This window comes from Actinoplanes sp. CA-051413, assembly GCF_050955795.1.
Lineage (GTDB): Bacteria > Actinomycetota > Actinomycetes > Mycobacteriales > Micromonosporaceae > Actinoplanes.
Map to the genome: position 1 here is coordinate 5,208,378 of NZ_CP192100.1, position 20,570 is coordinate 5,228,947.

Annotated in this window: 18 protein-coding genes; 10 read left to right on the forward strand and 8 right to left on the reverse strand. The window is 72.5% G+C overall.

Annotated elements, in window-relative coordinates:
• Positions 1–53: 53 nt before the first annotated feature.
• From ACQP2Y_RS24600 to ACQP2Y_RS24615, 4 genes are all read left to right on the forward strand, one after another.
• Positions 54–1,103 (forward strand): permease, encoded by a 1,050-nt coding sequence (locus tag ACQP2Y_RS24600; protein WP_433717265.1) that lies wholly within the window; start codon positions 54–56, stop codon positions 1,101–1,103.
• The gene (locus ACQP2Y_RS24605) at positions 1,100–1,804 is read left to right on the forward strand and encodes a TIGR03943 family putative permease subunit (protein WP_433717267.1); all 705 of its coding nucleotides are present in this window, start codon (positions 1,100–1,102) and stop codon (positions 1,802–1,804) included. The genes ACQP2Y_RS24600 and ACQP2Y_RS24605 overlap by 4 nt, the downstream gene beginning before the upstream one ends.
• The gene (locus ACQP2Y_RS24610) at positions 1,801–2,874 is read left to right on the forward strand and encodes a hypothetical protein (RefSeq protein WP_433717269.1); all 1,074 of its coding nucleotides are present in this window, start codon (positions 1,801–1,803) and stop codon (positions 2,872–2,874) included. The genes ACQP2Y_RS24605 and ACQP2Y_RS24610 overlap by 4 nt, the downstream gene beginning before the upstream one ends.
• A 143-nt stretch (positions 2,875–3,017) precedes the next feature.
• A complete protein-coding gene (locus tag ACQP2Y_RS24615; RefSeq protein WP_433717271.1) occupies positions 3,018–3,833 on the forward strand; it encodes a hypothetical protein in 816 nt (271 codons plus the stop codon).
• A 9-nt stretch (positions 3,834–3,842) separates the two neighbouring features.
• On the opposite strand, the gene ACQP2Y_RS24620 is transcribed toward ACQP2Y_RS24615, so the two are convergent.
• The 6 genes from ACQP2Y_RS24620 to ACQP2Y_RS24645 all read right to left on the reverse strand — a co-directional run bounded on the left by ACQP2Y_RS24620 (position 3,843) and on the right by ACQP2Y_RS24645 (position 11,641).
• The gene (locus tag ACQP2Y_RS24620; RefSeq protein ID WP_433717273.1) at positions 3,843–5,948 is read right to left on the reverse strand and encodes a PhoX family protein; all 2,106 of its coding nucleotides are present in this window, start codon (positions 5,946–5,948) and stop codon (positions 3,843–3,845) included.
• 134 nt (positions 5,949–6,082) lie between these two features.
• Positions 6,083–6,901: a DUF4142 domain-containing protein gene (locus tag ACQP2Y_RS24625; protein ID WP_433717275.1), complete on the reverse strand. Its 819-nt coding sequence runs from the start codon at positions 6,899–6,901 to the stop codon at positions 6,083–6,085.
• A 105-nt stretch (positions 6,902–7,006) separates the two neighbouring features.
• Complete coding sequence (locus ACQP2Y_RS24630) at positions 7,007–8,005, reverse strand: MEDS domain-containing protein (RefSeq protein ID WP_433717277.1); 999 nt, start codon at positions 8,003–8,005, stop codon at positions 7,007–7,009.
• Positions 8,002–8,352: an STAS domain-containing protein gene (locus tag ACQP2Y_RS24635; protein ID WP_433717279.1), complete on the reverse strand. Its 351-nt coding sequence runs from the start codon at positions 8,350–8,352 to the stop codon at positions 8,002–8,004. Before ACQP2Y_RS24635 ends, ACQP2Y_RS24630 begins: the two co-directional genes overlap by 4 nt.
• A gap of 165 nt (positions 8,353–8,517) precedes the next feature.
• Positions 8,518–10,608: a PhoX family protein gene (locus ACQP2Y_RS24640; RefSeq protein ID WP_433717281.1), complete on the reverse strand. Its 2,091-nt coding sequence runs from the start codon at positions 10,606–10,608 to the stop codon at positions 8,518–8,520.
• 103 nt (positions 10,609–10,711) lie between these two features.
• Entirely contained in the window at positions 10,712–11,641 is a 930-nt protein-coding gene (locus ACQP2Y_RS24645; RefSeq protein WP_433717283.1) for an FAD-dependent oxidoreductase, read from the reverse strand.
• Positions 11,642–11,718: 77 nt separating this feature from the next.
• Here ACQP2Y_RS24645 and ACQP2Y_RS24650 point away from each other — a divergent pair, with 77 nt between their 5' ends.
• Together ACQP2Y_RS24650 and ACQP2Y_RS24655 are read left to right on the forward strand one after the other, a co-directional pair.
• Positions 11,719–12,009: a YiaA/YiaB family inner membrane protein gene (locus ACQP2Y_RS24650; protein WP_212990485.1), complete on the forward strand. Its 291-nt coding sequence runs from the start codon at positions 11,719–11,721 to the stop codon at positions 12,007–12,009.
• Positions 12,010–12,092: 83 nt separating this feature from the next.
• Positions 12,093–13,760 (forward strand): DEAD/DEAH box helicase, encoded by a 1,668-nt coding sequence (locus ACQP2Y_RS24655; RefSeq protein WP_433717285.1) that lies wholly within the window; start codon positions 12,093–12,095, stop codon positions 13,758–13,760.
• Here the strand turns inward: ACQP2Y_RS24655 and ACQP2Y_RS24660 are convergent.
• Together ACQP2Y_RS24660 and ACQP2Y_RS24665 are read right to left on the reverse strand one after the other, a co-directional pair.
• Entirely contained in the window at positions 13,748–14,158 is a 411-nt protein-coding gene (locus tag ACQP2Y_RS24660) for a DUF1810 domain-containing protein (RefSeq protein WP_360834304.1), read from the reverse strand. The genes ACQP2Y_RS24655 and ACQP2Y_RS24660 overlap by 13 nt on opposite strands.
• The gene (locus ACQP2Y_RS24665; RefSeq protein WP_433717288.1) at positions 14,155–14,553 is read right to left on the reverse strand and encodes a ChaB family protein; all 399 of its coding nucleotides are present in this window, start codon (positions 14,551–14,553) and stop codon (positions 14,155–14,157) included. Before ACQP2Y_RS24665 ends, ACQP2Y_RS24660 begins: the two co-directional genes overlap by 4 nt.
• A gap of 117 nt (positions 14,554–14,670) precedes the next feature.
• On the opposite strand from ACQP2Y_RS24665, the gene ACQP2Y_RS24670 reads away from it, so the two are divergent.
• The 4 genes from ACQP2Y_RS24670 to ACQP2Y_RS24685 all read left to right on the forward strand — a co-directional run bounded on the left by ACQP2Y_RS24670 (position 14,671) and on the right by ACQP2Y_RS24685 (position 20,516).
• Entirely contained in the window at positions 14,671–15,762 is a 1,092-nt protein-coding gene (locus tag ACQP2Y_RS24670) for a sensor histidine kinase (protein WP_433717290.1), read from the forward strand.
• Between the two features lie 229 nt (positions 15,763–15,991).
• A complete protein-coding gene (locus tag ACQP2Y_RS24675; protein ID WP_433717292.1) occupies positions 15,992–16,666 on the forward strand; it encodes a response regulator in 675 nt (224 codons plus the stop codon).
• Between the two features lie 59 nt (positions 16,667–16,725).
• On the forward strand, positions 16,726–18,237 hold the full coding sequence (locus ACQP2Y_RS24680) for a tannase/feruloyl esterase family alpha/beta hydrolase (RefSeq protein WP_433717294.1): 1,512 nt from the start codon (positions 16,726–16,728) through the stop codon (positions 18,235–18,237).
• Between the two features lie 53 nt (positions 18,238–18,290).
• Positions 18,291–20,516, forward strand: coding sequence for a tetratricopeptide repeat protein (locus tag ACQP2Y_RS24685; protein WP_433717296.1), 2,226 nt, complete (start codon positions 18,291–18,293; stop codon positions 20,514–20,516).
• The last annotated feature ends 54 nt before the right edge of the window (positions 20,517–20,570 follow it).

A 20,570-nucleotide genomic window follows, 5' to 3' on the forward strand; every position in this document is an offset into this window, starting at 1 on the left:
TCGGTATGGTGGGCGGCGGCCGACCGACCCACCCGCCATCCGGAGTGACCACTGTGACCGCACCCGAGGACGTCACCGACCGGCGCGACGCCGCGCCGGGTGACGACATCGACCGGACCCCGGCACCGCCCGCACCACCGGACGCCCCGGCGCCCGGCCGCCGGATCGGCTCGGTCGAGATCCTGGCCGGGCTGCTGGTGCTGCTCGTGGTCTTCCGCAACCCGCTGGCCGCCCTCGTCTCCGCACCCCGGCTGCAGACCTGGACCACCGTGTTCGTGTCGGTGCTGGTCCAGGCGGTGCCGTTCCTGGTGTTCGGCGTGGTGCTGTCCGCGGTCATCGCCGTGTTCGTGCCCCGCTCCTTCTGGGCCAAGGCGCTGCCGAAGCATCCCGCGCTGGCCGTGCCCGCCGCCGGCCTGGCCGGGGTGGTCCTGCCCGGCTGCGAGTGCGGCAGCGTGCCGATCGCCGGGTCGCTGATCCGCCGCGGCGTCACCCCGGCGGCTGCGCTGGCGTTCCTGCTCTCGGCCCCGGCGATCAACCCGATCGTGCTGACCGCGACCGCGGTCGCCTTCCCCGGCAACCCCGAGATGGTCGTCGCCCGGGGCGTGGCCAGCCTGATCGTGGCTGTGGCGATGGGCTGGCTCTGGCTGCGGCTGGGCAAGGCGGAATGGATCAAGCTGCCGGCCCGCCCGCACGAGGACGGCTCCCGCCTCAAGGCCTTCGTCGCCGCCTGCCGGCACGACGTCATGCACGCCGGCGGATTCCTGGTGCTCGGTGCCGCGGCCGCCGCCACCATCAACGTGGTCGTGCCGGAGAGCTGGCTGCAGACGCTGGCCGGCAACGAAGTGCTGTCGATCATCGCGCTGGCGGTGCTGGCCGTGCTGCTGTCCATCTGCAGCGAGGCGGACGCCTTCGTGGCCGCCTCGCTGTCGCAGTTCTCGCTGACCTCCCGGCTGGTGTTCCTGGTCGTCGGCCCGATGGTCGACCTCAAGCTGATCGCCATGCAGACCGGGGTCTTCGGCCGGCGCTTCTCCGTCCGCTTCGCCCCGGCCACGTTCGCCGCGGCGATCCTGGTGGGCACCGGCATCGGGGCGGTGCTGCTGTGAACAAGCAGGCCCAGGCCGTGATCATGCTGCTGTTCGGCGGCGCGATCCTCAAGGCGAGCCTCTCCGACCTGTACCTGCGCTACGTCAAGGAAGGCCTGCGGCCCTTCCTGATCGGCGCGGGCCTGCTGCTGGTCGCGGCGGCCGTGCTGACCCTCTGGTACGACCTGCGCGGCAAGGCTCAGGCGCACGGCGAGCACCACCACGAGCCGAAGGTCGGGTGGCTGCTGCTGCTGCCCGTACTCGGGCTGCTGCTGGTGGCGCCGCCCGCGCTCGGCTCGGACGCGGCCGGGCAGGCCGGCACGGTGCTGACCGCCCCCGGCACGGACTCGGACTACCCGGCGCTGCCGGCGGGCGACCCCGTCGATCTCGGGCTACTGGACTACGCCTCCCGGGCGGTCTTCGACGACGGCCGCAGCCTCACCGGGCGCAACCTGCGACTGACCGGCTTCGTCACACCCGGCCCGGACGGCGCACCGATGCTGGCCCGGATGGTGATGTCCTGCTGCGCCGCCGACGGCCGGCCGATCAAGGTGGCGCTCAGCGGTGACGTGCCGGCGGCCGTACCGGCGGACACCTGGATCCAGGTGGTCGGCACCTGGACCGACAAGACCGAGCAGGACCCGGTCAACGACGCCAAGGTTCCGTACCTGCAGGTCCGGTCCTGGCAGGAGATCGCCGCACCGAAGCAGCAGTACGAGTGACCCCGCTCCGCGCCCTGGCCGCCCTCGTCGTGGCCCTCGCCGCGGGCGCCGCCCTGCTCGTGTTCGCCCCCGACAAGCCCGACACCGCCCCCGCCGCCCGGATGGGCCTGGCCGCCGCCTGGCCCCGCGCGCAGCGCGCCGACCTGCCCGGCAACCTGCGCGACGGACCGATCTACCACCCGGGCCTGTTCCTCGACGCCCGCACCAGCGTCGGCACCGCGCCCAGCCCCGACGGCACCGCCGAGCGGCTGCTCGTGCGCAACGCCGACGAAACCGTCCGCGAGCTGCGCCGCCGTCCGCTGTCGGGCAACCCCGAGTTCGGTGCCTTCACCATCACCGGCGACGACCTGGTGTGGACGGAATCCGCCGACGGCACCCCGCTGGAGATCTGGACGGCGAAAGTGGCCGGTGGCCCGGCCCGCCGCCTCACCACCGACACCGGCAACGCCGTGTTCTTCGGCTCCCAGTGGGACCTGGTGCTGGCCGACGGCCGGGTGCACTGGGCCGCCGCCGCACCGGAGGGCGAGCAGGTCACCGAGATCCGCTCGGTCCCCCTGACCGGCGGCAAGGTCACCGTCCGCGAGGAGCCGGGCACCTGGGCCCTGACCACCTGGCCGTGGCTGACCAACGGCGGCGGCGACCAGTCCGGCACGACGGTCCTGCGCAACCTGGCGGCCAACAAGGACACCCCGGTCCGCACCACCGGCCCGGAGCTGATCACCTGCTCCGCGACGTGGTGCCGCGTCCTGGTGATGAACGGCGAAGGCCTGGCCCGCATCGACCTCATGCACCCGGACGGCACGGCCCGCCGACGCGTGGCGGGCAGCGCGGCCGGGGCGGCGGTCCCGGACGTGGCGGTGCTGGACCGCTTCGAGCTGCTGTCGGAGACCGGCCCGGACTCGGACCTGACCGGTACGGCGGGCCTGCTGATCTACGACCTGAAGACGAACCGCACGGTGGACATCAGCCCGGCGGTCGACGGCGTCTTCACCCGCAACGGCGTGGCCTGGTGGGCCACCGGCGACCAGGACAACCTGGTCTGGCACACCCTGGACCTGCGCACCGTGTAGCCGCAAATGCAATAGCCGATCATCAGCGCGCGGCGGCTGTCCGGCCGCTCAGAATGCCGCAATGATTCATGGCCGCGGGATCCTTCCGGTGCCAGGCTGCTTGGTGAGCGAACCACCGAAGGTACGCGACCAAGGCGGGTCACGTGGAACTTCTGAAGCCGGACGACGTCCTCGAGAACTTCCTGAAGTACCTGTTCGGATCCAGTTCGGTCATCGTGACCGGGTTCCTGATCGTGAAGTTCCTCCTCGATTGGTGGGCGTTCGGCACGTCCACTGTGCGGCGGACCCGCCAGGGCTTCCGGGCCACGACCAGGGCGTACACAAGATTGCGGCGGATCGGCCCGGTGCAGGTCCTGGTCGCCACCGTGGTCAGCGTCGCCGTTCTGGCGATCCAGGTGGTGTGGCTGGCGTCGTCGTACGTCGTCGGCAACGGCGTCGCGCTGTTCGTGCTCAACCGGCCGATGGACGACGGGCCGCACTGGGCCGAGTTCATCGCCTCGCTGCGCTGGGACGTGGTGTCCACCACCTACGTCGTGCTGGCCGCACTTGCCCTGGTCATTCAGTACCGTCGCGGTGGCTCGGTCGACGACGGCAACCCGGCGCGCATGCTGATCATGATGCCGTTGACGTTCATCGGCGGAATCACCGCTTTCGCCGCGCTGCTCAGTGGACTGATGTGGGCGTTGCTGACCTGGAAGCCCGATCCGAACATCGACCTGACCCCGGCCTGGACAGCTCAGTTCGGTCTGCAGACAGGCAGTATCGCGGGGATCGCCCTGGTCTACGCCCTCTCCACCGCGGTGATCATGAGGACGCCGGAGATGATGAAGCGGGCCTGGCAGAAGCCCCCGGAGGACCCGGACGTGACTCCCGTCCTTCTCGGATGGGAGCAGGACGGCTGGCAGCCGGACCGATGGCAGCCGGACCGCTCCCGGCGCCGGGGTGGCGCCGGGAGCTGATGGCCGGGCTCAGCTGCCGATCGGCCCGCCGTCCAGGCGCCAGGTCACCACGACCGACGGCTTGGCGAAGTCCCCGTCCGGCCACGTCGAGGCCGGCTTCTCGACGCTCGCGCCGGTGATCTCGCCCGGGTGCTGCACCGCGACGAAGACCGACCGGTCGTCGCCGGTGATGAACGGCCCGCACGTCTCCGCGCCCAGCGGCACGGTCAGGAACTGCTTGAGGTGGCCCCGCTCGGATCCCTCGATCGCCGTGGCGAACAGGCCGTCGTTGCTGCCCAGCGCGTTGCCGTCGGTCGAGATCCACAGGTTGCCGGCGCTGTCGAAGGCCACGTTGTCCGGGCACGAGATCGGCGACACGGCCGTCTTGTCGTAGCCCGCGAAGTACGTCGACGCGTCCGCCGGGTCGCCGCACAGGATCGGCAGCGACCAGGTGAACGACTCGCCGGTGTGGTCGCCGCGGTCCTCGACCAGTTCGAAGATCTGGCCGTGCTTGTTGGCGTTGCGCGGGTTGGCCTCGTCGACGCCGGGGTTCGTGCCGACGCCGCGGTTGGTGTTGTTGGTCATGGCCGCGTAGATCTTGCCCGTACGCGGACTGGGCTGCACGTCCTCCGGGCGGTCCATCTTGGTCGCCAGGACCACGTCGCCGGCCAGCCGGGTGAAGGTCAGCACCTCGGCCGCGGTCATGCCGGGCACGTACGAGCGGTTGCCCGACACCAGCTTGATCCAGGTGCCGCGGCCGTCGAAAGCGCCGTCGGACGGCAGCTTGCCGGTGCCGTCGATCTCGGCCGCCGGGCTGTCGCCGCCGAGCTTGGCCACGTAGAGGGTGCCCGACTCCAGCAGGGTCAGGTTGTGCCGGCGGGCGTGGGCCGAGTCGCCGGGCAGGTACTTGCCGTCGGAGACGAACTTGTACAGGTAGTCGAACCGCTCGTCGTCACCCATGTACGCGACCACGTGGCCGTTCTTGGCGACGATGACGTTGGCGCCCTCGTGCTTGAGGCGGCCCATCGCGGTGTGCTTACGCGGCGTCGAATCGGGGTCGAACGGGTCCACCTCGACGATCCAGCCGAAGCGGTGCGCCTCGTGCGGGTGCTTGGCCAGATCGAAACGCTCCTGGGCGCGGTCCCAGCGCCGCGAGCCGCTCGGCACCCGGGCCGTGGTGGAGATGCCGTAACGGGCCAGCTTGGGCTTGAGCGCCTCGGGGGCCGCGTCACCGCCCACGAAGTACTGGTTGAAGTTCTCCTCGCCGGACAGCACGGTGCCCCACGGGGTGACGCCGCCCGAGCAGTTGTTGAGCGTACCGATCGCGGTCCGGCCCTTGGGGTCGGCGGCGGTCCTGAGCCACACGGAGCCGGCGGCCGGGCCGGTGAACGCGAACGGCGTCTCCAGGGCGGTGATCCGCCGGTTGTACGGCAGCCGCCGGGCCCGGACGGGCTGCCACTGCCCGGTGCGCTCGACCCGCTCCAGCTCGACGACCGACAGGCCGTGGGCCGCCATCGCGATCTTGAGCTGGTCCACGCTGAGCGCGTCCAGGGTGGTGAAACCGGGGAACATCAGCTCCTCGTTGGTGTACTCGTGGTTGACCACGAGCAGCGCCCGGCGCCCGTCGCGGCCCAGCGGCAGCACCCCGACGAAGTCGTTGTTGTAGCCGAACTGCGCCGACTGGCGGCGCACGCTCTGCTCGGTGATGTCGAACTCCGGCGCGCCGGGCAGGACCGGGTCGCCCCAGCTCATGACGACGGCCGAGTCGTAGCCGTTCGGGACGATCAGGTTGTCGAGCTTGTTCGGCAGGATGGCCTTGAAGGTCAGCGGGCCGGCCTTCCCCTTCTGGAGGGTTTCGAGCAGTCCCTCGGCGACCGGCGCGGCGGCGGGTGCGGCCGACGCCGGGCCGGCCGCGGCAGCCGCCGTGCCACCGAAGCCGAGCACGAGCGCGCCCACGGCACCGGCGCGCACCACGCCGCGGCGCGACATCCCGGTGTTCACGACGTCGCCGAGGTACGGGTTGTCCGTCCGGTTCGGCACCGGGTGGTCGCAGGCATTGCCGCAGCGGTAGAGGCACGTCATCGCGTCGCGCCCGGTGTGGCCGAGCAGCGGCAGCAGGCGGGGTCGTTCAGTCATCGGGGCAGAGCTCCTCGCAGGCAATATGGCCCCCGTCACGGACGGGGTCGCCTGACGCTAAGAGCTGCGATTGGAGCTGGTCCGGACGTACGGTGAACGCCGGATGAACACGACGGCCCGGGTCGGGCCCGGGGTCAGGACTCGAAGTACCTGGGGCGTTGCCGCCGGTAGTTCCGGCGGGAGTTCTGCATGAAGTACCGCAGGACGAAGGCGGTCACCGCCGCACTCGCGATCGCGACCAGGATCATGGCGGGCACCGGATTCCGGGTCACCGACAGGTCGGTGGCGGAGCTCGCGGGGGCCTGCTTCTGGGCGACGTTGGCCGTTCCACCCGTGGCCGCGGCCGGCGGCGGCACGGTCGGCAGCGCGGCGAAGTCGACGATGCCGCTGCTCTCCAGCAGCGTCATGTGCGTCATGACGAACTGGTTGGTGCGCTGGGCGAGCTTGCGCACCGTGTCGTTGCGGGTGCCGGCCCGGATCGTGGCGATGGCCGGGAAGATCTTGCCGTGGGCCGCCCGCAGCCGGTCGATGTACACCCGGTCGAACTCCTCGCCCTCCGCGTCGCGCATCTCGGCGAGCCATTTCTGCTGGTCCGCGTTGGGCTTGTCGGGCAGGGTGACGTCCAGCTTCTTGGCCGCGGCCCGGACGAGCTTGTCGAGCGCGACATGCTGAGTGGCGATGTCCTTGCCGATCGCGCGGATCCGCGGATCCTGCGACTTCTCCTCGGCCATCTGGCCGGCCGGGATCTCCCACAGCCCGGCGAGCCGGACCTTGACCGCGAAATCGCGGTCCGCGTCGGAGACGTCACCCTTGCCGCGGTCGGTGAGTAGGCCGTTGGGCGGCACCGGTACGCCGGGTTCGGCCCTTGCCACCTGCGGGTCGAACACGAGCAGGGCGACCGCGGCCAGTGCCGTGCCCGCCAGGTGACGCAACATCCGATCGACCGCGAACACGTCAACCTCCGGCCATGGTTCTTCGATGATCCTGGTGAGCCGGAATACGGATCGCGGGCCGTTTCGGATCAACGCGAGGAAAGATCCGCGCCGGCCGGGGCGATGTCAGCTGGGCACGCGGAGATTGCGGTGGGTCACCGCGTAGGGGAAGTACATCCGTACGGCGGTCCGGCCACCGTCGGTGCGGCTGGTGAGGACGTCCGCGAACTGACGGGCGACCCACAGTCCGGCCGGATCGGCGGGACTGAGCGGTGGCCGGTAACCGGCGTGGACGGGGATGCATCGTCCGCCGTGGTCGTCGACGTGGACGATCAGGGTCGCGTCCTGACTCCACGCGCGTGTTCGCACCGGCGGCCGGCCATGTCTCAACCCGTTGATGACCACTTCACTGGTCGCCGTGACCACCTGCCGTACCGCCGTGGGCACGAAGTGCCGCGAGGTCGCCCACTGGGCGACAGCGGCGCGACAGGCCGCCACCTCCTCGACGTGCCAGACGGTCAGGTCCACATCCGTAACCGGGGGAACCGCCGTCATGGTGGCCTGCGCCCGCTCGCCGAGAAAGTCGCCCGGCGCCACGTACCCGGGATTGTCCACGACGCCGTGGGCGCTCAGCTCTCGCTGGTGGACCTTGCGGACCCCGTCGATGATCGACGGCGATTGCCGGCCGCCGTGCCAGACGCAGGTGATCGAGCAGCGGTAGCAGGTGTACACCTCATTGGCCATCGCCTCGTAACCCAGGTACGCGGCCGCCCGGTCCACCGGCGAATCAGGATCGGTCACGACGTCGGGCTCGGCGACGATGTGCACGACCTCCTGCCGGGACTGCCGTTCCCGCAGATACCGCAGGAACCTGGAGTAGGTGAAGCCCGTGCGCTGGTAGAAGGCGTTCATCGGCGCCCACTGCAGGGCGTGGGCATCAGGGCCCAGGCGGTCCCGGACGATCGCTTCGGTGTCGGCTCCGACAACCATCAGGACAGCCTGGTCGGACGTGATCTTCCGGCGAAGGTACGGGAGCAGCACGCGGTCGACGGTGTCGTCCCCGTCGACGACGAGGGCGCGGTGGTCGAAGGTCCCCGAGCGGCCACCATCGGCCAGGCTGATCACTGTCGGCTCCCCGGGCTGTCGTGGCTCGCATGTTTCAGCGTTACGCCGGGAAGCTCCCGCACACCACACAAGGTCAACATCTCCGTCACTGCCGGTGAGCACTGCAGGCACACGGTCGCGCCCTCGGCGTGTGCCGTGGCGCCGACCTCGGCGAGCATGCGAAGACCGGCGGCATCAAGGAACGTGACGGAGCGGCAATCGACGTGGAGCTCCCCGGGACCGACGAGCGCACGCATCCGGTGCCCGACCACCGGCGCGTTGGCCGCGTCGATCGCGCCGGACACCGCGATCCAGCCGGCCGACCACACCGCCTCGCAGCCGGCCAGGACTTCCGACTGCCGCTCCATAGACCACAACCACCACCATCGGCCGGCACCCTCGGCACATTGCCGCCACCAGCGTCCGACGCAGCCGCCCGGGCCGCAACCCGCTGCCACGAAAGGGGTAACGGGCCCGCCGCTACGCGAGCCCGTCAAGTGCCCGGTTGTCCGGCCTGGGCAGGGCCGTCCCGGTCAGCTGCCGATCGGGCCCGCGTCCAGGCGCCAGGTGACCACCACGGCCGGCTTGGCGAAGTCGCCGTCGGGCCAGGTCGAGGCCGGTTCGTCCAGCGTGGCGCCGTCGATCTCACCGGGGTGCTGCACCGCCGTGAAGACCGAGCGGTCGTCGCCGGTGATGAACGGCCCGCAGGTCTCGGCCCCCGGCGGCACGGTCAGGAACTGCTTGAGGTGGCCGCGTTCCGGCCCCTCGATGGCGGTGGCGAACAGGCCGTCGTTGCTGCCCAGCTGGTTGCCGTCGGTGGCGATCCACAGGTTGCCGGTGCTGTCGAAGGCCACGTTGTCGGGGCACGAGATCGGCGAGACGGCGGTCTTGTCGTAGCCGGCGAAGTACGTCGACGGGTCGGCCGGGTCGCCGCAGACGATCGGCAACGACCAGGTGAAGGTCTCGCCCGTGTGGTCGCCGCCGTCCTCGACGAGCTCGAAGATCTGGCCGTGCTTGTTCTCCCGGCGGGGGTTGGCCTCGTCGGGCCCCGCGTTCGTACCCACGCCGCGGTTGACGTTGTTCGTCAGCGCCGCGTAGATCTTGCCCGTCCGCAGGCTGGGCTGCACGTCCTCGGGCCGGTCCATCTTGGTGGCGCCGACCGCGTCGCCGGCCAGCCGGGCGAAGGTCAGCACCTCGGCGGCGGTCATGCCGGGCACGGAGGACCGGTCCCCCGACACCAGCTTGATCCAGGTGCCGCGGCCGTCGAAGGCACCGTCGGACGGCAACTTGCCGCTGCCGTCGATCTCCGCCGCCGGGCTGTCACCGGTCAGCTTCGCGACGTAGAGCGTCCCGGACTCCAGCAGCGTCAGGTTGTGCCGGCGGGCCGAGGCCGAGCCGCCCGGCACGAACTTCTTCGCGGAGACGAACTTGTAGAGGTAGTCGAACCGCTCGTCGTCACCCATGTACGCGGCGACCTGGCCGTTCTTCGCCACGATGACGTTCGCGCCCTCGTGCTTGAAGCGGCCCATCGCCGTGTGCTTACGCGGCGTCGAACCGGGGTCGGACGGGTCGACCTCGACGATCCAGCCGAAGCGGTGCGCCTCGTGCGGGTGCTTGGCCAGATCGAAGCGTTCCTGGGCGCGGTCCCAGCGCCGTGACTTGTCCGGCACCCGGGTGGCGGTGGAGATGCCGTAGCGGGCCAGGGCCGGTTTGAGGGCGGCCGGGGCGGCGTCGCCACCGACGAAGTACTGGTTGAAGTTCTCCTCGCCGGACAGCACGGTGCCCCACGGCGTGACGCCGCCCGAGCAGTTGTTGAGCGTACCGATCGGGGTGAGGCCGCGGGGGTCGGCCGCGGTGCGCAGCAGCGCCGTGCCGGCCGCCGGGCCGGTGAAGCGGAACGGCGTGTCCAGCATGGTGATCCGCCGGTTGTACGGCCGCCGGCCGCCGACGGGCCGCCACTCCCCGGTGCCGGCGACGCGTTCGAGCTCCACCACGGACATGCCGTGCGCGGCCATCGCCACCCGGACCTGCTCGACGCTCAGCGCCTCCTGAGTGGTGAAGCCGGGGAACATGAGCTCCTCGTTGGTGTACTCGTGGTTGGCCACGAGCAGCGCCCGGCGCCCGTCGCGGCCCAGCGGCAGGACCCCGAGGAAGTCGTTGTTGTAGCCGAACTGCGCGGACTGGCGGCGCGCGGTCTGCCGGTGCACGTCCAGGCCGGGCACGCCGGGCAGGATCGGGTCGCCCCAGCGGATGACCACCGCGCTGTCGTAGCCGTTGGGCACGATCACCGTGTCCAGCTCGTTCGGCGGGATCGGCTTGAAGGTCAGCGCCCCGGCGCGCCCGCCGCCGTGCTTCGGCACCGCCGCGGGCTCGGCGGCCTGCGCGGCACCCGCGGCGGCCGGCGCGGCACCGAAGCCGAGCACCAGGGCCCCGACCGCACCGGCCCGGACCACCCCGCGGCGGGTCATCGCGGTGTTGACCACGTCACCGAGGTACGGGTTGGCGGACTCGTTGGGCACGGGATGGTCGCAGGCGTTGCCGCAGCGGTACAGGCAGGTCTTCGGGTCGCGACCGGCATGCCCGGCCGGTCCGAGGATGGGTAGCAGGCGGGGTCGGTCGGTCATCGGACGGTCTCCTCACGCGACACTGCATGATTCATCAAGATCGATGCCGTGGAAATCTGAGCCTAGTCGCGGGCGAAGGTGAACGGAAGGTGAACGGCCGTTGTCAGAGAGCAAGCTCGGCGACCTGGTCGGCACAGCCCCAGCAGAGCGTCATGCCGGCGCCGCCGTGCCCGTACGCGTGCACCACCGTCCCGCCCGGCCACTTCTCCGCCTCCACCCGCGGTCCCCCACGCCGCACCGGGCGCAGCCCGACCTTCTCCCCCACAACCGGCGCACCCGCCAGCTCGGGCACCAGCGCCACGCAGCGTTCCAGGATCGCGTCCCGCGTCGCCGGGTCGGGCGTGGTGTTCCAGTCCCCCTCCTGCCAGGTGCCACCCAGCACGACGTCCCGGCTGCGCGGATGCACGTAGGTCGACGGCTCCCCCTCGTCGCGTACGGAGGTGTAGATGCCAGTGTTGGCGACCAGCACGATCTGCCCGCGGGCCGGGACCACCTCCGGGTCACCGCACAACGCACCGGCGGCCAGCCCGGTCGCGTTGACCACCACCGGCGCCTCGACCAGGGCCTCCTCCAGCCGGTCGACCCGGCGCCGCAGCACGCGCACCCCGGCGGCCAGCAGCCGCTCACGCAGCCACGGCAGATACACGCCCATCTCCACCAGCGGCGCCCGGAAGCGCACCTCCCTGGTCCACGGCGGCTCGGCCGGCAGGTAGCGCACGTCCCGCGCGGCCGGCGCCCACCACGGCTCACCGGTCGCGCCGGACCGCTCGAGGTTGCGGGTCTCGCGCATGAGCACGCCCGGCACCCGGTCGAAGGCGTCCCGGCAGAACTGGTCGTAGGTGGCCGCGGCCCAGGTCAGGATCCGCTCGTCGAAGCCGGTCCGGGTCGGATACCAGGCAGCGGCGGCCACCGCTGAGACCGTCCGGGCGGGGTCCTCCGGCGTCCACACGGTCACCGCCGCGCCGCGCTCCCGCAGCCGCATCGCCGCTGTCAGACCGATGATGCCGCCGCCCACCACGACCACGTCCGCCATGTCCGTCATCCTGTCGTAACCCGGCTCTGAGTACCCGGGCTCAGTCGCAGGTACGACCGCCCGGACCAGACTGCGGCATGGACACCAATCCGCAACCGAGGACCACCACCGCCTTCTACGTGCAGTCCATCGCCTCCTTCGCGCTGTCCCTGACCGCGGTCGCCACCGGGATCGCGTACCTGCCGGTGGGCAGCTGGATCCGCGCCTTCCTCGCCGTGGGCCTGCTCTACGTGGTCACGTCGGCGTTCACGCTGGCCAAATGCGTCCGCGACATGCAGGACGCGGGCACCGTGGTCCGCCGGGTCGACCAGGCCCGGCTGGACAAGCTGCTGGCCGACCACGACCCGTTCAAGGTCCCGGCCGGCTGAGCCCGAATGCCGGCCCCGTATCCTTGTCGTCGTTGATGCGGTCACCGATGTGACCGGCGCACGATCGATCCGGAGCAGAGATAATGAGCGAGCACCTGTTCGCGGACGCGACAGGCTTCGCCGGTCTGGCGCTCCGTCCCGAGCTGCTGAAGGCACTGACCAGCTTGGGCTACGAAGAGCCGACGCCGATCCAGCGCGAGGCCATCCCGCCGCTGCTGGAGGGCCACGACCTGCTGGGCCAGGCCGCGACCGGCACCGGCAAGACCGCGGCCTTCGCGCTGCCGCTGCTGCACCGCCTGGAGCCCGACGCCAAGGGCGGCCCGGCCGCCCTGGTGCTGGTGCCCACCCGCGAGCTGGCCGAGCAGGTCTCCCAGGCGGTCCACCGCTACGGCCGTGACCTGGGCGTCCGCGTCCTGCCGGTGTACGGCGGACAGCCCATCGGACGCCAGCTCCAGGCCCTGCAGCGCGGCGTGGACGTCGTGGTCGGCACCCCCGGCCGGGTGCTGGACCACATCAGCCGCGAGACGCTGAACCTCAGCGACGTACGCACGGTCGTGCTCGACGAGGCCGACGAGATGCTCGACATGGGCTTCGCCGAGGACATCGAGGCCATCCTGGCCGAGACCCCGCAGACCCGGCAGACCGTGCTGTTCTCCGCCACGATGCCGCCGCGCATCGACGGCATCGCCCGCCGCCACCTCAAGGACCCGGTCCGGATCCAGATGGGCCGGGAGGCCTCGGCGCCGGGCGAGATCCCGCTGGTCCGGCAGAGCGCGTACATCGTGGCCCGGGCGCACAAGCCGGCCGCGCTGGGCCGGGTGCTGGACGTGGAGGCGCCCGCCGCGGCGATCATCTTCTGCCGCACCCGGGAAGAGGTCGACCAGGTCACCGAGACGCTCAACGGGCGCGGCTACCGGGCCGAGGCCCTGCACGGCGGCATGAGCCAGGACCAGCGGGACCGGGTCATGGGCCGGCTGCGCGCCGGCAGCACCGAGCTGCTGGTCGCGACCGACGTGGCCGCCCGCGGGCTGGACGTCGAGCAGCTCACCCACGTGGTCAACTACAACGTGCCGTCGGCGCCCGAGGCGTACGTGCACCGCATCGGCCGGGTGGGGCGCGCGGGCCGCGAGGGCGCCGCGATCACCCTGGCCGAGCCGCGCGAGTCGCGGATGCTCAAGGCGATCGAGCGGCTCACCCGCCAGCGGATCACCCTGGAGAAGGTCCCGACGGTCACCGACCTGCGGGCCCGGCGCCTGGAGCTGACCCGCGCGGCGCTGGAGAGCAGCCTGCAGGCCGACGACCTGGAACGGTTCCGCGTGGTCATCGAGTCGCTGACCAGCGAGTTCGACATCGAGACGGTGGCGCTGGCCGCGGTCAAGCTGGCCCACGAGGCGGCCGGCGGCGACGTCGACGAGCAGGAGATCCCCACCCCGCGCGAGACGATCCGGGACCGCCCCGAGGGCCGCGACGGCAAGCGTCCCGAGCGCCGCGGCGGACCGGCCGGGGCCGGCGTCGCGCGGCTGTTCATCGGGCTCGGCCGGCGGGCCGGGCTGCGCCCGCAGGACCTGGTCGGCGCGATCGCCGGCGAGTCCGGGCTCAACGCCCGCGACATCGGCGCGATCCAGATCACCGACCGCTTCTCGCTGGTCGAGGTGCCGGAATCGGCCGCCGAGATGGTGATCGAGGCGATGTCGCAGGCCACGATCCGGGGCCGCAAACCGACCGTACGCCGGGAGCGTTACAGCCGCTGAAGCGTGGCCGGGTCGTCCTCGCCGCCGTAGTAGCGGTCGAGCACGGCCCGGAACACGGCCGGGTCCTCGGCCGCGTGGGCGAAGAGCGTCATCGACGACCGCAGCTTGAGGTCGTCGGGGGTGCCCAGGATCTGCGTGGCAGTGCGGCCGTGCACGCCGAGCAGGGCCCGCGCGCACTCGGCCAGCCGGGGCCCGAGCACCGGATGGGCCAGGTAGGCCCGGGCCTCGTCCAGGTCGGCGATGGCGTAGTGCTGCGCGGTGGCGGTGCGGCCGAGCCCGGCGATCTGCGGGAAGACGAACCACATCCAGTGGCTGCGCTTGCTGCCGGCCGTCAGCTCGGCCAGGGCCTGCTCGTGGACGTCCTGCTGGGCGCTGACGAAGCGGGCCAGGTCGCTCACTTGCCGCGCGCCTTGCGGGTGCTCTTGGCGTTGGCCTGCTGGATGGCCTCGACCAGCTCGGACTTCTTCATCTTGGTCCGGCCGGAGATGTCCAGCTTCTTGGCCACGCTGAGCAGGTGCTCCTTGCTCGCGTTGGCGTCGACCCCGCCGGCGGTCTTCTTCGGGGTGTCCCGCCCGCCGGCCGCCTTGGCGTCGCTGGGACCCTTCTTCGCCTTGGGCTCCCAGTGGTCGCCGACCTTCTCGAACGAATGCTTGACCGCAGCCAGGGCGGTCCGGTGGGCGCGCTCACCCTCGCCGTACTCCTTGACGGCCGAGTCGTGCGCCGCGACGTACGTGTCCTGCGCCTTCTTCGGGGACCGCTTCAGCGTCCCCGGCATGTCCTCACGAGTTGGCATACCGATCAGGTTTCCCGGGCCGGGCAGCGGCAAACCGCGGGCGTCGTTCTCAGGGATGAGACACGGGTCGTTCCCAGGGCCGATGACCGCCTCCGGCGGGCCGCTTACGATCGCTGCGTGCGCCTTCCCCGGGACCAGGAACGGATCGCGGGCATCTCCGTCGCGGCGGGACTGTCCGTGGTCCTGGTGACGCTCGTGCTGATCACCCCGGGCGGCCCGGCGACCACCGCGGGCCGGGCGGTCGCCGTGGCCTGTGCGCTGGTGCAGGCGGGCAGCGTGGCGTTCATCAGGTGGCGGCCCGAGGCGGCGATGGCTGTGGCCGTGGCCGCCGGCATCGGCCTGGAGGTGCTGACCCCGGACATCGGCTGGCTCGGCCAGTCCGCCGCCGTGCTGGCCTGCTACACCCGGCTGCGCACGCCGCGCCGGTCGCTGTGGGTGCTGGCCCTGCTGGTCGCGGCGACCCCGTGGAAGCTCATCGACGGCGACTGGCGCAATCTGCTGCTGGCCGTAGCAGGGCCCGCGCTGGGCTGGACGCTGGGCGAGCTCGGACGCACCCGGGCGCTGCGGCGCGAGGACCAGCGGCGGCGCATCGTGCTGCGCGAACGCAACCGGATCGCCCGCGAGCTGCACGACGTCCTGGCCCACACGGTGTCGGTCATCGTCGTGCAGGCGGCGGCGGCCGAGGACGTCTTCGACCGCCGGCCCGAGCAGGCCCGCAAGGCGCTGGGGACGATCGCCACGGCGGCCCGTTCCACCCTGGCCGAGCTGCGGGTCCTGCTGCACACCATGAGCGCCGACGACCCCGCCGACGGCGGCCCCCAGCCGGGGCTGGCGCAGCTGGAGGCGCTCGCGGCCGCGCTCGGCGCCACCGGCCTGCGGGTCGACCTGCGCACCGAGCTGCGCGAGCTGCCCGCGGCGGTGGACCTGTCGGCATACCGGATCGTGCAGGAGTCGCTGACCAACACGCTGCGGCACAGCCAGGCGACCCGGGCCGAGGTGACCGTGCGGTGCGAGCCGGACGCGCTGCGGGTGGAGGTCCGCGACGACGGCCCGGCGCGTGCGGTCGGCCGGGTCGACGGGTCGGGGCACCGCGGCATCGTGGGCATGCGGGAACGCGCGCAGTTGCTCGGCGGCACGCTGGACGCGGGGCCGCTGCCGGGCGGCGGCTTCCGGGTCCGCGCCGACCTGCCTTTGGAACGGGCCGCGTGACGGCGCCGGACGCGGCGGGCCGACGGCCTCCGGCCGCGGGTGTGGGCCAGCCGATGCTGGACGCGGCGGGCCGACGGCCTCCGGCCACGGGTGTGGGCCAGCCGATGCCGGACGCGGCGGGCCGACGGCCTCCGGCCACGGGTGTGGGCCAGCCGATGCCGGACGCGGCGGGCCGACGGCCTCCGGCCACGGGTGTGGGCCAGCCGATGCCGGACGCGGGAGGGGGCGGATGACGTTGATCAGGGTGTTGATCGCTGATGATCAGGAGCTGGTCCGGGCCGGTTTTGCGATGATCATCGACAGTCGTGACGACCTGGAGGTCGTCGGTGAGGCGGGTGACGGCCGCAGTGCCGTCGCCCTGGCGGCCGAGGTCCGGCCGGACGTGATCCTGATGGACGTGCGGATGCCCGGGATGGACGGCATCGCGGCCGCCCGGCAGCTCACCCGGGCCGGCCACCCGGCCCGGATCATCATGCTGACCACGTTCGACCTGGACGAGCCGGTGTTCGCCGCGCTGCGGGCCGGGGCCAGCGGCTTCCTGCTCAAGGACATCCGGCCGGCCGAGTTGGCCGACGCGATCCGGGTGGTCGCGAGCGGCGAGGCCCTGCTTGCTCCGACCGTGACCCGCCGGCTGCTGGACCGGTTCGCGCTTGAGCTGCCCGGTGGGGAGCCGCCGCCGAGCCTCGCGGCGCTCAGTGAGCGGGAGGTCGAGGTCCTCGCCCTGGTCGCCCGGGCGCTGTCCAACGACGAGATCGCCGAACGGCTCACGCTGAGCCGGGCGACCGTCAAGACGCACCTGTCGGCGATCCTGTCCAAACTGGGCCTGCGGGACCGGGTGCAGGCGGCGGTGCTCGCGTACGAGGTGGGGCTGGTCCGGCCCGGCACCACTCCGCCCCGGGACTGAGCCGGAGACCGATCCGTGGACCGATTCGCTCACAGCCCGGGGACGGCACGCTCGAGGCCATGATGAAACTGCTTTTGGCGGCACTGGCCGCCGTACCGCTGGGCCTGGGTGTGCCTGCGCCCGCACCCCGCGCGCCCGTTGTCGGTTGCGAAGCCCTGTCCCGGGTGGAGCTGCCCGGTGTGCGGATCGCCTCGGCCGCACCTGAGACTGTCCGGGACAACGAGTTCTGTGCCGTGCACGGCAGCTTCACGCCGGGCACCACCTTCACGATCAAGATGCCGACCAGCGGCTGGACCGGCCAGTACGTGCAGCAGGGCTGCTCGGGCCTGTGCGGCAGCGTGCCGGAGCTCGACGTGCCCCCGCTCGGCTACAGCTGCACCGCCGCCCTGGCCGGAAAGCTGGCCCTCGCCGCCACCGACAGCGGCCACCGGGGTACGGACACGCAACCGGCCACCTGGGGCGCCGATCCGCGCCGGCGGGTCGAGTTCGGTCTCACCTCGGAGCACAAGCTGGCCGGGGTGGCGACGGCGGTGCTGCGTGCGTACTACGGGCGCGGTCCCGCGCACCGGTACTTCGACGGGTGCTCGACCGGTGGCCGGCAGGGGCTGACGCTGGCCCAGCGGTATCCGGCCGACTTCGACGGCATTCTGGCCGGGGCCCCGGTGACCAACCTGGCGCTGCTGTCCGGCGTGTTCAACCCCTGGCTGGTCCGGCACAACACCGCTGCCGACGGCGGGCAGATCCTCAGCGCCGAGAAGCTGCCGGCCCTGCACGCGGCAGTGGCCAGCGCCTGCGGCGAGGTCATCAACGACCCCCGGCAGTGCGGTTTCCGGCCCGCTTCGCTGCGCTGTCCGTCCGGTGCGGACCGTCCGACGTGCCTGACCGGCGCGCAGGTCGCCGCGGTGCAAGCCTTCTACCGCGGGCCGGTCGACCGGGCCGGGCGCAGTCTCTTCAACGGTGGGGTGCCGTACGGCTCGGAGTTGACCTGGACCTGGTTCATCGGCCCGGCGGGCACCCGGCCGGCGGCGACCGACGCGGCCGTGATCGCGCTGAACTACCTGCGGTATCTCGCCTATCCGGTGAACCCGCCGCCGACGTACTCGCTCGACGACGTGCGCTTCGACCGGGCCACCGTCGACCGGCTGTCCGTCGTCGGGGACGCCCTCTACCGCGCCGACGATCCCGATCTGGCCGCGTTCCGGGCCCGCGGCGGCAAGCTCATCCTCTACCACGGCTGGGCCGACGGCGTGATCCCGCCGTGGTCCACGATCGACTACTACCGGGCCGTGGAACGGCGGGCGGGCGGCTTCACCCGGGCGCAGTCGTTCTCCCGGCTCTACCTCATCCCGGCCGGCTACCACTGCCTGTTCGGCCCGGACCTGCACCGGGTCACCGAGATCGGGGTTCCGGAGCTGCTCACGCCGCTGATGGACTGGGTCGAGTCCGGGGTGGCGCCGGGCGAGCTCGAGGTGCCGACGGTCACGGCGACCAAGCCGCCGGAGCTGGTGCGGTACCTGACGGTGCAGCCCTTCGACGCGCTGGCCCCGGTGCCCCCCGCCGGTCGACACTGACGACGACAATGTCGGGGACCGCGATCCGCGCCAGCACCGGAGGAACGTCCACTGTGTCCCGTACGGAAGGCTCCGCACCGTTGCCGCCCGATGTCGAGGGATTCACCGGCCGGGAGGACGAGCTGGCGCTGCTGGGCTCCGTACCGTCGGGGGTCGTGGTCGTCTCGGGGCCGCCGGGCACCGGCAAGACGACCCTGGTGGTGCACTGGGCGCACCGTGCGGCGTCCCGCTTCCCGGACGGCCGGCTCTACGTGGATCTGCGCGGCTTCGACGGCACGGACGCGCCGCGGGAGCAGGCCGGCGCCGTACGCCTGCTGCTCGACGCGCTCGGCGCCGAGCCGCACCGGATCCCCGCCGATCCGGACGCTCAGCTCGCGCTCTACCGCAGCCTGACCGCCCGGCGCCGGCTGCTGGTGATCCTGGACAACGCCCGCGACGCCGAGCAGGTGCGCCCGCTGATCCCGCCGGGCGACCAGGTCCGGACCGTGGTCACCAGCCGGCGCCGGCTGACCGGGCTGGTCGCCGGTTCCGGGGCCGAGCCGCTCGACCTGGACGTGCCGGCCCGGCCGGCGGCGATCGAGCTGCTCCGGCGCAGGCTGGGGCCGGCGGCGGCGGACCCGGCGGCCGTGGCCGACATCGTGGACGCCTGCGGACGTCTTCCGCTGGCCCTGACGCTCGCGGCGGCCCGGGCCCGGCTGACCGGCATCCCGCTCGGCACGCTGGCGGCCGAGCTCCGCCGGCCGGTCGGCCGGCTGGAGGCCCTGGAGGACGGCGGACGCGACGGCATCCGCGCCGTGTTCTCCTGGTCGTACGACGCCCTGAGCGCGCCGGCGGCCCGGGTGTTCCGGCTGCTCGGGCCGGACATCGCGGTCGCCGGGGTCGCCGCGCTGGCCGGGCTGCCCGATCTCGACGCGCGCCGGGCGCTGCGGGAGCTGACCGGCGCCGGACTGCTGGCCGAGCATGACGGCGGCCGGTACGCGATGCACGACCTGCTGCGGGCGTACGCGGGTGAGCTCGTCCGCCGCACCGACCCGGCCGGCGACCGGCGGGCGGCGCTGCAGCGGCTGCTGGACCACTACACGCACACCGCGTACCACGCTGATCTGGTGCTGAACCCGGCGCGGGCGCCGATCCCGCTGACGCTGGACAACCCGGCCGACGGCGCCCGGCCCGAGCCCCTCGACGACCTGAAGACGGCGCTGAGCTGGCTGCGCAGCGAACGGGAAGCGCTGCTGGCGGCGGTGCGGCAGGCCAAGGACGAGGGGCTGGACGCGCAGGCGTGGCAGCTGAGCTGGGCGCTGGACACGTTCCTCAACGAGCAGGGACGCTGGGACGACGAGGGCGCGGCCTGGGCGGTGGCTCTGCAGGCGGCCGAGGCACTCAGCGACGGTCCGGCGCTGGCGTACGCGTACTCGTTCCTCGCCGTGGCGGACGGCCGACGGCAGCGGTTCGAGACGGCCCGGGAGCACATGCGCCAGGCGCTCGGCCTGGTACGGGCCGCCGGCGACCGGGCCGGCGAGGGCGAGTGCCTGTTCATCCTGTCGTACCTGTGCTGGTTGCAGGGCGACCAGGACGACGCGCTGGCGCAGGTGGAGCAGTCGCTGGCGCTGTTCCGTCAGGTGGACGCACCGATGTGGGCGGGCAAGGCGAGCCTCGCCGCGGGCTGGTACCTGACCCAGCGGGGTGAGCTGCAGCAGGCGCTGCCGTACTACGTCGAGGCGCTCGCGCTCCAGCAGCGGGCCGGGGACTACCCCAACGAAGCCGTGACCCAGAACAGTCTCGGCTGGCTGCAGCACCAGCTGGACAACGTCGACGAGGCCGTCCGCCATCTCCAGGACGGTCTGCGGCTCGCCCGCCGCCTCGGCAACCCGGCCCTGGAGGCGCAGATCCTCGGACACCTGGGCGACGTCCACGAGAGCCTGCTGGACGGGGACACCGCGGTCGAACGGTGGCGGCAGGCGTACGAGATCCTCACCGACCTCGGCCATCCGCAGGCCGCCGAGCTGCGCCGCAAGCTCGCCGCGACCGCACCGGGCGACGACGCCCCGGCGCCGCCCGGGCTCGGCGGCGAGCTGCGGCGCCACCGGCTGCGCGGCGGGATGTCGCAGGAAGACCTGGCCGCCCGTACGGGTCTGAGCGTGCGCACCATCCGCTACCTCGAGTCCGGCCGGGCCGGGCAGTCCCGGCCGGAGACGCTGCGGCTGCTGTCCGTCGCCCTCGGCCTGGACGGCGCCGACCGGGACCGCTTCTACGCCGCCGCTGACCGCGGCCGCCGCTGATTGCCGCTTCCCTGCCGGGTCCTTGCCTGTCCCCCGGACCCGCCCGGAACCGAC